The 12,630-nt window shown below is 29.2% G+C and carries 11 protein-coding genes; 8 read left to right on the top strand and 3 right to left on the bottom strand.

What is annotated here, in order from left to right; translation table 11 throughout:
• Window positions 1-635: 635 nt before the first annotated feature.
• Window positions 636-1,295: a peptide-methionine (S)-S-oxide reductase MsrA gene (msrA, locus tag H0I28_RS04025; RefSeq protein WP_218760621.1), complete on the bottom strand. Its 660-nt coding sequence runs from the start codon at window positions 1,293-1,295 to the stop codon at window positions 636-638.
• Window positions 1,296-1,718: 423 nt separating this feature from the next.
• Between msrA and dnaX the strand changes: the two genes are divergently transcribed.
• Window positions 1,719-3,413, top strand: a complete 1,695-nt coding sequence (gene dnaX / locus H0I28_RS04020; RefSeq protein ID WP_218752989.1) for a DNA polymerase III subunit gamma/tau — start codon at window positions 1,719-1,721, stop codon at window positions 3,411-3,413.
• A gap of 496 nt (window positions 3,414-3,909) precedes the next feature.
• Here the strand turns inward: dnaX and H0I28_RS04015 are convergent, their stop codons facing one another.
• Window positions 3,910-5,730: a sodium:proton antiporter gene (locus H0I28_RS04015; RefSeq protein WP_218760620.1), complete on the bottom strand. Its 1,821-nt coding sequence runs from the start codon at window positions 5,728-5,730 to the stop codon at window positions 3,910-3,912.
• 792 nt (window positions 5,731-6,522) lie between these two features.
• Between H0I28_RS04015 and H0I28_RS04010 the strand changes: the two genes are divergently transcribed.
• The 3 genes from H0I28_RS04010 to H0I28_RS04000 are packed head-to-tail and all read left to right on the top strand — an operon-like array spanning window position 6,523 to window position 7,962.
• Entirely contained in the window at window positions 6,523-7,104 is a 582-nt protein-coding gene (locus H0I28_RS04010) for a tRNA-(ms[2]io[6]A)-hydroxylase (protein ID WP_165731051.1), read from the top strand.
• A gap of 9 nt (window positions 7,105-7,113) precedes the next feature.
• Window positions 7,114-7,527 (top strand): hypothetical protein, encoded by a 414-nt coding sequence (locus H0I28_RS04005; protein WP_218760619.1) that lies wholly within the window; start codon window positions 7,114-7,116, stop codon window positions 7,525-7,527.
• 3 nt (window positions 7,528-7,530) lie between these two features.
• Entirely contained in the window at window positions 7,531-7,962 is a 432-nt protein-coding gene (locus tag H0I28_RS04000) for a DUF4268 domain-containing protein (protein WP_218733588.1), read from the top strand.
• A 404-nt stretch (window positions 7,963-8,366) separates the two neighbouring features.
• Here H0I28_RS04000 and H0I28_RS03995 read toward each other — a convergent pair whose 3' ends face one another.
• On the bottom strand, window positions 8,367-8,705 hold the full coding sequence (locus H0I28_RS03995) for a DUF4870 domain-containing protein (protein WP_218752986.1): 339 nt from the start codon (window positions 8,703-8,705) through the stop codon (window positions 8,367-8,369).
• Between the two features lie 172 nt (window positions 8,706-8,877).
• Between H0I28_RS03995 and H0I28_RS03990 the strand changes: the two genes are divergently transcribed.
• The 4 genes from H0I28_RS03990 (at window position 8,878) to H0I28_RS03975 (ending at window position 12,615) form a co-directional block, all read left to right on the top strand.
• Window positions 8,878-9,378, top strand: a complete 501-nt coding sequence (locus H0I28_RS03990) for a Dps family protein (RefSeq protein WP_218733584.1) — start codon at window positions 8,878-8,880, stop codon at window positions 9,376-9,378.
• A gap of 49 nt (window positions 9,379-9,427) precedes the next feature.
• Entirely contained in the window at window positions 9,428-10,303 is an 876-nt protein-coding gene (locus H0I28_RS03985) for a mechanosensitive ion channel family protein (protein ID WP_218733582.1), read from the top strand.
• Window positions 10,304-10,398: 95 nt separating this feature from the next.
• A complete protein-coding gene (mnmE, locus tag H0I28_RS03980; RefSeq protein ID WP_218760617.1) occupies window positions 10,399-11,793 on the top strand; it encodes a tRNA uridine-5-carboxymethylaminomethyl(34) synthesis GTPase MnmE in 1,395 nt (464 codons plus the stop codon).
• Window positions 11,794-12,033: 240 nt separating this feature from the next.
• Window positions 12,034-12,615 (top strand): sigma-70 family RNA polymerase sigma factor, encoded by a 582-nt coding sequence (locus H0I28_RS03975; RefSeq protein ID WP_218760615.1) that lies wholly within the window; start codon window positions 12,034-12,036, stop codon window positions 12,613-12,615.
• Window positions 12,616-12,630: the final 15 nt, after the last annotated feature.

The raw sequence follows: 12,630 nt of genomic DNA, 5'->3' as shown, positions 1-12,630 counted from the left end.
TACTTAATAGCCGGAAAGGAAAATAATTCTGAATTGTTTTATGATAGAATTGTTTTTTTTGTTGGAATATTAGTTCTTTTTTGGATTTCATTACTCACATATATTGGTTATGAATTTAAATTAAGTTTAAAAGAGTTTTTAAGAATGTCTATAATAGTGACTTTTGTAAGAACATTTTTATGGTTTATATTAAATTTATTTAGCGAAACAAAATAAAAGAAAAAGACCAATTGATGTTGAAATTAATTCTATAACAATAATTTTATAAAATATGTTTTTTTTCATTTTACTTGAATCTTAATTAATAATCTGAATTGAAAAAACTACAGCGATCAAAGTACTGTGATAGAAAACAAGTAAAAACTCATTAATTTTTCACTAAAACACTTCTATAATTATTATCATAAGTTAATCCCGATTTAGCGATAGCAAAAGCCTGTTTTAATAGCTTCTAAAAGAAGTTTGGAACTAAAATTAAATTGTAACTGAAGATGAAATTAATTATAATTAAATAACTATATAATATTTTCTTCTCATTTACTTTAGTTCTTGAATCATTATATTTAAAGTATAACGACTAAAAACAAAAAAAGCAACTCAACGAGTTGCTTTTTTCAATATATAAAACCTATTCTTTAATGTTTATCTGTCTTCAACAACGCTGGAAACCTTTTTTTAAATTTATTTAATCTTGGTATAGAAACCGCTTTTATATACCCTTGATTCGGATTTCTACGTTCAAAATCTTGGTGATACTCTTCTGCTTTGTAGAATTTTTTAAGCTTGGTAACTTCGGTTGCTATTTTACCATTGTACACTTCTGCATTTAATTTTGCAATCATTTTTTCTATAATTGCCTTTTCTGCTGCAGTTTCATAAAAAGCAATAGATCTGTATTGAGTTCCGTAATCTGGATGCTGTCCATTTTTTGTTGTTGGATCTTGAGAACCAAAAAACACGGTAACTAACGTTTCAAAAGAAACTTTTTCGGGGTTGTAATACACTGCTACAGTTTCTGAATGTCCTGTTTTACCAGTTCCAATACTTTTATATGTTGGGTTTAACGTATGTCCGCCAGCATAACCAGAAACAGCTTCTTCTACTCCACTTACACTTTCAAAAATAGCTTCTACACACCAAAAACAGCCACTTGCAAAATACGCGACTTTGGTATTTTCTTTAGCAGTATAACTTGCTTTGGTTTCAGTTTGAGTTTCTTTTTTATCAGTAAAACCGAAACAAGAAATTAATAATATTGATAAACTTAAAAAGGTAACAGACTTTAAAATATTCATTTTACTTAAGGATTAGGGTTAAAAAGAAAATTGCACAAAAGACAGTTGGTTGATCTTTAGTACAATTTTCCGAACTTTTAATTAAAAAAATCCCAAGGGTTATATCTTTAAGATATCCTTAGAAACATTCAATCCCATTATTTGGGAATCAAATTTAATTTTAACTTACCTAAGTAGTCGTTATAAATATACATATTTTACACGTTGTTTACAACTTTAGGTTTTTATTAAGAAAATATCTTGTAAAAAATACCTGATACCCCTATTTTTGTTGAATAATTTAGTCACAAAATAAACCGGTCTCGTTAAGCGAAGCAGAAAGTTTACTAATTTTTTAAACTTATAATGCCTTTTTTAATCAAAATTTATTTTTGATTTATAAGAACACTTAAAAAGACTTTAACAATATACAATCTATTATACATGGAGCATTTTATAGTTTCTGCGCGTAAATATCGTCCACAAGTTTTTGCGGATGTTGTTGGGCAACAAGCCATTACAAACACGTTAGAAAAGGCTATAAAAAACAATCATTTGGCGCAAGCCTTGTTGTTTACAGGTCCACGTGGAGTTGGTAAAACTTCTTGTGCTAGAATATTGGCTAAAAACATTAATCAACAAGATGCAGAAGTTTCTGCAGATGAAGATTTTGCTTTTAATATTTTTGAGCTGGATGCTGCTTCTAACAATTCTGTTGATGATATTAGAAGTTTAACAGACCAAGTTCGTATTCCGCCACAAACCGGTAAGTATAAAGTATATATTATAGATGAGGTACACATGTTATCTCAGGCAGCTTTTAATGCTTTTTTAAAGACGTTAGAAGAACCACCTGCACATGCTATTTTTATTTTAGCAACTACAGAAAAGCATAAAATTATACCGACAATTTTATCTCGTTGTCAGATTTTCGATTTTAAAAGAATTGGTGTTTTAGACGCTAAAAATTACCTAAAAGTAATTTGTGAAAAAGAAAATATTACGGCAGAAGATGATGCTTTGCATATTATCGCTCAAAAAGCGGATGGCGCAATGCGTGATGCTTTGTCTATTTTTGATAGAGTTGTTAGTTTTTCTGGAAACAATTTAACCCGTGAAGCTGTTACCGAAAACCTGAATGTATTAGACTACGAAACGTATTTTAATATGACAGATTTAATGTTAACCAACAAAATACCACAAGTATTAAATGCTTTTAATACTATTTTAGCAAAGGGTTTTGAAGGACATCATTTTATAAACGGATTGGCAAGTCATTTTAGAGATTTACTAGTTGCTAAAGACAAAGCTACTTTAGAATTGTTAGAAGTTGGTGATGCTGCTAAAAAGAAATACTTAGAACAAGCCACCAAGGCAAGCATTCCGTTTTTAATGCAATCTATAGAAAAAGCAAATCAGTGTGATTTGAATTATAGAGCAAGTAAAAATCAGCGACTGCTGGTAGAATTAACCATTATGCAAATTGCCTCTATCACTTTTGATGGAGAAAAAAAAAAACCAGCTAACTACATAATTCCCGCTACATTTTTTCAAGCACTTTCTCCTGCTGTAAAAGAGGCTGCAAAACTGGTTGAGAAAAAAATTGAAAAACCTGTTATTGCACAAGCTCCAAAGGTTGAACCACCTAAACCTAGAATAAAACCAATATTAAAATCTGTTGGTAGACGTGCATCTTCGTTATCCTTAAAAAGTATTCACGAAAAAAAGGTAGAAAAGAAAGCGGTTGTAGAAGAAAATTTCGACAACCATCCAAAAGACTTTTTTACAGAAGAAGCTTTACAGACTCTATGGAAAGAGTATGTTGCGCTGTTAATTCAAAAAGGAGAGCGTAGTATGGCTTCTATTGTAGGAACAGACGCACCACAATTAGGTAAAAACTATAAAATATCTTTTTCGGTACCTAATAAGTTAATGGAAGAGCAATTTAAGAAAGGAAGATCTGAATTGATAAATTTCTTAAGAAAAAAACTTAACAATTATGGTATCAGTCTTGATGTTCGCTTAAACGAAACCATAGAAAAGAAGTTTGCCTACACTCCGCAAGAGAAATATAATAAGATGAAAGAAATAAACCCTCTTATAGACAAACTACGTCAGGCTTTTGAGTTAGACATGTAACAATACTTCGATTATCATTACTTATAAATGTAACAATAACAACCTGTTTTTTGATGATCAATTAAAAGAAAGGAAACTAAAGACTAGAAATGCTCTTAAAATTTTAGAGTTGTAAAATATACTTCTAAAATAATAAAAGATACTAAAGAAATTGAAGCTAGTTATTTTGTTTGAGTTTTTGTCTTTTATTAAATAGTATTCTAATAAGTGAAAACTGGGCGGTTTTAAGCGTCTTAAACTGCACCCTTCGACAGACTCAAGAGGACATCGTGAGTATATTGGTTTAGCATTTTTAGCTAAGTAAATATCTTTATTAAATTTTAAAAAAAACAATAAAATACTAATATATTAACACTTACAAACAACTACTTAAACAAAAACTTTAGTACTTATAGAATTAAGAATTAAAATAAAATCCTTCGACAAGCTCTGAAAAAAATTGTGCGCTTTCATTTAATTAGTGTTTATAGTTAAGCAAATTGTTTTCACTAAATTATTACACATTTTTACCTAAGTAAATTAAAGTACAATCCTCTTTGGTTAATTCTGTTTTTTCAAATTCAGGGATTAGGTATAATTTATCATCTTTTCTGATAAATAAAAGCACCGATTTAAATTCATTAAACAACCTAGAAACCATTGTTTTGTATTCTTCTTCTGTATTAATTTCTACTTCATAAATTTTAGGATTCTCTCTAAAAGCTTCACTTAAATTAATATAATCACCTTTTGGATTGAATAATATTTGTTGTTGCTCTATACTTAAATTTGGATTTTTTATTTCTTCGGAAGTTGCCAATCGATACGAACCTTGTTCTCCAAAATTATTAGAAAAACTTTCTATAGCATATTTGTTTACCGCTTCACTACCCGTCATAGCAATAAGATAACCTACATCATTTAACTCAATATTATCCGTTAAGTCTTGGTTGTAAATATCTATTTCAATAGCTTCTATACCTGCCTTTAATGATTTTTGAATAAAGTTTTTATTAGAGTCTATCAAAATAACCCTTTTGTCATTGTCTTTTAAATATTTTGCAATTAACCTTGCAGGACTAGAGGCTCCAATAATTAAAATAGCATCGGATCTTTTTAGAAAAACACCCACCATTTTGGCAAACAACCTTGCTGTAGTGGCATTAAATAAAACAGTACCTAAAACAATCATAAAAACCAAAGGGGTAATATACTCTGCTCCTTCTACTCCTTGTTTTAATAGCTTACTCCCAAATAAAGACGCAATACCTGCCGCTACAATTCCACGAGGTCCTACCCAACTGATAAATAGTTTTTCATTGAATTTTAATTTAGAATTTCTAGTACTTACAAAAACAGCTAAAGGCCTTATTACAAAGACAACAGCAGCAAAAAGCGTTACTGTTTTCCAGGTATATAACAACAGCAAATCTTCCATGTTAATATTTGCAGCCAATAAAATAAATAGGATGGAAATTAACAAAACACTTAAAGATTCTTTAAAATAAAGCAATTCTTTTAAGTTGCTTAATTTTCCGTTTCCTAAAACCATTCCCATCACCACAACTGCCAATAAACCAGATTCATGTGCAAAAACTTCCGACTCTATAAACACCAGTAAAACGGTAGATAAAGAGACTACATTTAATAAGTAATGCGGTATCATTTTTTTATTGATAGCATACGCTAAAGCATGTGCAAACGTAAACCCAAAAGTGGTTCCGAAAAGTAATATTTTACCAAACTCCAATAAGGCAGTTTTAGTAAAACCACTTCCACCACCTACACTAATAAACTCAAAAACCAATACAGCCACTAAAGCACCTATTGGATCTATTAAAATTCCTTCCCACTTTAAAACCGTAGAAATATCTTTTTTTAGAGGAATGTTTCTTAAAATTGGCGTGATTACAGTAGGTCCTGTAACAATAATTAAACCCGAAAATAGAAAAGAAAGCTCCCAGCTTAAATCAAAAACATAATGCGCTACCATTCCTGCCCCAAAAAAAGTAATGGTAGAACCTATTGTTATTAGTTTTGTAATTACGGGTCCTACATTTTTAATTTCACTTCTTTTTAAGGTTAAGCCACCTTCAAAAAGGATAATACTAATAGCTAAAGACACAAAGTAGTACAAACTATCTCCAGGAAAAAGACCTTTTTTCCCATTCCAGACTGGCTCTATCCACTTTGTTCCATCTTCACTTAAAAACTCTGCAGCAATTGGTCCTACTAGTAAACCAATTAAAATTAAAGGTAATATTGCTGGGATTTTAAATTTCCATGCTACCCATTGTGCTAATATTCCTAAAATAATTATACCTGCTAATTCTATCATATATCAATCGTTCTATTAAATGTAAAAATAAGAATGTTTGCCTATCATAAAAATAAAATATGCAGTTTTTTATTATATCTAAATTTTACATTATTCTACAGATAAATGAAACTATATATCTCTTTTTTACATAAAGTTTATAAAATTACAAATAAGGCTACGTTTTCTCAAAAATTTAAACTTATTATTCAGCATAGAAGTATATGAACTAATGGCTTTAAAAACGAATATGTAGATTTAAAAACCTTTAAAAATAGATGCAATAATTAATTTTGAAGTTAAAGCATTAAAGCTAAGTAGTTAATTGGATAGCATTTAGTTAAAAACATATAAAAAGTCTGGTTGAATGCAACCTAAACCTATTTATTAATCTAATAACTCTCTACAGCGTTAGATATGACTATAGTAAGTTTAATAACTGAAAAAAAATATAACAAATTAAGTTAAATTAAAAGCAGCTTTTTACCTATCTCCTCTATAATTCTTTTGTTTGAAGACAACTTTTATTGATTTCTAACGAAATACATTTACAAAACGAATATTTTTAAACATAGCACACCACAAGTAAATAAAAAATGTAAGGTACTTTTTAATGAAAATTGCACTATTTTTGACGTTCAATTTTTTTTGAAGGTACACTATTTTGTAAAACAGGTTATTATAGCAACCGTATTACCTAATTATAATACAAATGCTTGCCCTATTTTTAAAGTAGATAGAAAACCTTTGTAAATGCTAAAAAATTAAATCTCTAGCTTATTTGAGCTTTAGATTACAAAAAAATATAAAAGTATGTTAGGATTACAATTTGAAACCGAAACTTCTTGGGCAGAAATAGCCAAAGACAATTTACAGCAAATACTTACAGATCATGCATTTTTAGAGCAAAAAGCAGCTTCTAATGCCGTTTCTATTATTATTAATTATTCTGAAGAGACAGAGTTGGTAAAGGAAATGAGCAATATTGCTATTGAAGAAATGCAACACTTTAAAATGGTGCATTTATTAATGGTAAAACGCGGAATGGTTTTGGGACGTGAGCAAAAGAATGATTATGCTATCCGATTGCAAAAATTCTTTAAAAAGACTGGAGACAGAACCGATGCTTTAATTCAGCGTTTGTTAGTTGCTGCCCTAATTGAAGCAAGAAGTTGCGAGCGTTTTAAAGTCTTTTCTGAAAACATGGAAGATGAAGAATTGTCTAAATTCTACAATAACTTAATGATTTCTGAAGCAGGACATTATACTACTTTTTTACAGTTTGCACGTCAATATCAAGACAAAGAGATTGTTAACGAAAAATGGAATGCTTTACTAGCTTTTGAAGCAGAATTAATGAAAGAACGTGGTAATACAGCTAAAATACACGGATAAACACTAGATATGGATATAGATAATATTTCTAAAATTGAACATTTTTCTGCTTTTATAGATGTGAGTTTAAAAGAATTTTGTAAGCAATTTAGTTCGGTTTTATCATTACCAAAAATGACTTTTATTTCTGAAGATGAAATAGAAAGCGCAGAAGTTAATTGTAACGGAATTGATTATCATATAAGCAAACCCTATAAAGTTGGAGTCTTAAACGAATGGGATGATAATGTACCTAAAGAGCATAATTTTGGAATTGTTTTAAACATTGATAAATCGAATTCTGATTTTAACAACACCAAATTAGAAGCAATTGCCAATCTTATTGCTACTAATTTTAATACAGATCTTTTATATTATAGAACCTGGTTTTCTACTGGGTTTAGCACAGAAAAGGTCCACATATTTACACCGAATAAAAAATAACAAATGTTCTCTAAAGAAGAATCAGCACTTTTACGAAAAGATTTTTGGACTAGTTTTGGGAAATCTTTCCCTAGAAAATGGTTATTATACAACACTAAAATTAAAGGTTTCTCTTTTAAATTTGTTGCCGAAAGAAAACAAGCTATGGTTTGTTTAGACATTGAGCACCCAGATGAATTGGTAAACCTGCTGTATTACGACCAAATGTTATCTTTAAAAACGTTGCTAGAAACAGAATTACCAGAGGTTATTTTTAACGATGAATTTGAGCTAGAAAGTGGTAAAATAATTCATAGAATTTATGTTCCTTTTGAAGGAAAATTTAGCGTTTATAATAAAAATTCTTGGAGAGATTGTTTTGAATTTTACATGGAAACCATGCCTAAATTCGAGCTCTTTTTTTACGAATATGAAGACATTATAAAGAACATTTAATCTTATATATTTTCAAACTTTTACTCAAATAATTACTTCTTATTTTGTGATTTAAATGGTTTTTTTATCGATAGTATTGTCTTTCACAATGTAATTACTGTGATAAAAAACAACTATAAATTAATAAAAATAAAGTTAAATTAAAACTTAAACAAATAACACCTAACTTATTGATTTTAAAAACCATAAAAATAAAAACAACTATTAAAAAGATAACTATCAATTTTTCTTATAGTCTATAATTTGTTTGCGTTAAGGATTGGAACGGCATCCTTTTTGTTTTTACAAAAAGATATAGTGTAAAGCCTGACCTTTTTAGGGAACGCCCAACTTAGGAATCATATTTACAACAAAAAAAATCGTCCTAAAAATGGACGATTTTAATAAGCAAATTTCTTCTTTTTCTATTTTATAAATGTAATGCTCAAAGGATAATTTGGAGCTTCATTATTACTTACTTTTATGGCATTTATAATTGGAAAAATTAAATAGAAAATCCCGATTACAATGAACCCTAAAATTCCTAATCCGAAAAGAAAAATTAAGGGAATACAAATTAAGATATAAATAAACATAGAGATTCTAAAATTAAGAATTGCTTTTCCGTGTGCATCCATTCCAAAGATTTCATCCTTTTTTGTGATCCATAAAATTAAAGGAACTATAAAGCCTCCAATGCCGGTTACAAAATCTAATAATTGACTTAAATGGGTAAGTACTAATAGCTGTTTATCTTCTTTCATTTTTATATATAAAGTTTTAGTTGTGTACTTATTAGACTTAAAAAAGTTTGTTTTGTTACATGTTTTGAGTTGTTATTTTATAAAAAAGTATTTGAGTTAATATGTATTCTATTTGAGCAAAGACAAACTATGCATTGATTGTAATTTTGTATGGAACTTAAAAACATATATTATGAATTACTTAAATATTGACAAAGACAAAGCATTACCAGTAGTATCAGAATTAAATGTACTGTTGGCAGATTACCAAGTTTATTATCAGAAATTAAGAAATTTTCATTGGAATGTTTTAGGTAAAAACTTTTTTGAATTACACAATCAATTTGAAGACATGTATAATGATACAAAACTTAAAATTGATGATATTGCAGAAAGAATAGTCACCTTAAAATACCACCCAATTAGTAAATTGTCTGATTACATAGAAGTTTCTAACGTTAAAGAATCTAGTCCACTATTAACAGATGTTGAAATGGTAAACATTTTAAAAAACGATCAAAATATAATTTTAACACAACTTTCTAAAGTAATAAAGAAAGCCAATGAGGTCGAAGATGAAGGTACGGCAGATTTAATTGGAGCATACATTAGAGAGCTAGAAAAATCTTCTTGGATGTTGAATGCATGGTCTAAAAACACGAGTGACGTATTGGACAGTAGTTTTGTAGAATAATAAAATTAGCTTACATTACTTCAAAATAATTTCATCACTTAATTAAAAAATGGATAAAATAACTGAAAAACTAGAGATCTGGAAAGATGTCTTTATCAAAAATATTCCCAATATTGCTATTGCAGTAGTTGTACTATTTGTAGCCTATTTTGCTTCAAGAGGAATGAATTCTATTGTAAACAAAACGATAGGAAAAAAAATAAGACAAAAATCTGTTAGAGATTTAGTTTCTAGATTTGCCTCTGCCCTAACTATTTTAGTAGGTCTATATTTGGCAATGACCGTATTAAAATTTGATGACACCCTAAAAGCCATTATTTCTGCTGCTGGTGTGTCTGGTATTGTAATTGGTTTGGCACTGCAAGGTACATTGTCTAATACCATTTCTGGTGTTGTTTTATCCTTTAGGCAAAACTTAAATATTGGTAACTGGGTAGAGACCAATGGCTATTCTGGCGAAGTAATAGATATTAATTTAAATTACTTTGTTATTAAAGAGGCAGATAATAATATGGTAGTTATACCCAATAAAACTATTTTAGAAAGCCCTTTTAAAAACTATTCTTTAACTACCAAAATGAGAATTTCTATAGAATGTGGTGTAGAATATGGTGCGGATTTAGAAAAAGTGCAAGCTTTAACAAAAGAAGTGATTGGCTCTAATTTTAGTCAGAATGAATTGGGTAAAAATGTAGAATTTTACTTCACTGAATTTGGAGACAGTTCTATTAATTTTTTATGTAGATTTTGGATAGATTCTACAAATGCATTAGAAAAACTAAAAGCCAAGAGCGACGCTATTATAAAAATTAAGCAAGCTTTTGATAAAGAAAATATTAGTATCCCGTTCCCTATGAGAACATTAGAAATATTACCAAATCAAAGGTTAGACATCAAGAATATTGTTGATAAAGAGCAATCTTAAACCTATAAACTTTATTCCCCCAATTACTTAAAAAGCTTAGCACATTTTGTGTTGAGCTTTTTATTTTTCTGTAAAATCTTGTGTATTTTTGCAATATGATTAAAAACGATACTATTATTGCTTTGGCAACTCCTGCTGGTGTTGGTGCAATTTCTGTGATTAGACTTTCTGGCGAAAATGCCATTACTATTGTTGATTCTTTTTTTAGATCGATTAAAAAAGGTAAAACACTGAAAAACCAGAAAACACATACCATTCATTTAGGGCATATTGTACAAAACGAAATCCTTATTGATGAAGTTTTAGTATCTGTTTTTAAGAATCCTAATTCTTATACAGGAGAGAATGTAGTTGAAATTTCTTGTCATGGTTCTAGCTTTATTCAGCAAGAAATTATTCAGTTATTTTTACAGAATGGTTGTAGAATGGCTGATAATGGTGAATTTACCATGCGTGCTTTTTTAAACGGTAAGATAGATTTAAGTCAGGCAGAAGCTGTTGCCGATGTTATTGCTTCTAACTCCGCTGCTAGTCACCAAATGGCAATTCAACAAATGCGAGGAGGAATTACCAATGAATTGAAAGACTTACGTGTTCAGTTGTTAGATTTTGCTGCTTTAATTGAGTTAGAACTCGATTTTTCTGGTGAAGATGTAGAATTTGCTGATAGAACGAAGTTTAAAGAATTGGTTGCTAAAATCACTTTTGTTCTAAAGCGTTTAATTGATAGCTTTTCTTTTGGAAACGCCATGAAAAACGGAATTCCGGTTGCTATTATTGGGGAACCAAACGTAGGAAAATCTACTTTATTAAATACACTTTTAAACGAAGAAAAAGCCATTGTTTCTGATATTGCTGGTACAACACGTGATGCTATTGAAGATGAAATGATTATTGATGGTGTTGCTTTTAGGTTTATTGATACTGCAGGAATTAGAGAAACAGAAGATGTTGTAGAAAGTATCGGGATTAAAAAAACGTACGAGAAAGCAGAGAATGCCCAATTGATTATTTTCTTAATTGACTCCAATAAATACGCGTATGCTAGTGAAGAGTTTTTAGAAGAAATAGAAACTATAAAAACACGCTTCCCTAACAAGCGCTTATTAGTGATTGCTAACAAAGTTGATACATTATCTTGTTCTGATTCGTCTATTTTACAGTCTGAAATTGATAATTTAATTCTACTTTCCGCTAAAAATAAAACAGGTATTGAAGAGCTTAAAAATGAATTGACTTCTTTGGTTAATATTGGAGCTTTGAGTAACAATGAAACGATTGTTACCAATTCGCGTCATTTTGAGGCGCTGAACAATGCTTTAATCGCTATTTCTTCTGTGCAAGAAGGTATCGACTTAGAAATTTCTACTGATTTGTTTTCTATCGATATTAGAGAGTGTTTGCGTCACCTTGGTAATATTACCGGTGAATATGATGTTGATAAAGATATTTTAGGGCATATTTTTGGGAACTTTTGTATCGGGAAATAGATGTGTTATCTTTTAGCTTCCTTTAGTAGGATTTTGTTTGCCATATATCTTAAATATGGTTTCATTACTTAACTAACAGAATGAAATTACTTTCCGTTAGACCAATTTTAAAATGTAAATGTATTTATAGCATTTTACTTTGTAAACCACACTAATTTTATTTAGCTGAAAATTAGATACCTTTACCTATAAATTTAAAATAGTATATTTGATTTATAAATAGTACTAACCAATATTTTAATGGAAGTTGAAACAGAAAAGCCTAAAATTATTTTTGAAAATTGGGTTAATGAATATAGTGACACATTATATTCTTGGGCATTATATAAAACTTCTGCAAAAGAAATTGCTGAAGATTTAGTGCAAGACACCTTTATGTCTGCTTATCATAAAATAGATAGTTTTAAAGGAAATAGCCAACCTAAAACATGGTTATTTACTATTTTAAATAACAAAATTATAGACTTTTATCGAAAAAATGCTAAAATTAAAAAGCATGAATTTAAAATTTCTGAAAAAGAAGGTTTTCAATTATCCGATGACTTATTTGATGAAACCAATAGTTGGAAAGATAGAAAAGTAGACCCAATTTGGGATAATGAGGAACATTTATTAGATAATGAAAATTTTAATGGAGTTTTTGCAAATTGCATTAGTGGTTTACCGAAAAAGTGGAATATTGCCATCACTTCAAAATATTTAACGGGTAAAAAGACCGATGAAATTTGTCAGGATTTGGGTGTAACTGTGTCTAATTATTGGCAGATAATACACAGAGCCAAACTTTTGCTAAAAGAGTGTTTAGAAACTAATTGGGCTTGATAAAGAGATAATTAA

Origin of the sequence: Polaribacter sp. AHE13PA, from assembly GCF_019278505.1 — a bacterium.
Taxonomy (GTDB): Bacteria; Bacteroidota; Bacteroidia; order Flavobacteriales; family Flavobacteriaceae; genus Polaribacter.
The sequence above is the reverse complement of the archived record's forward strand: the minus strand, read 5'-3'. Positions and strand labels throughout refer to the sequence as shown.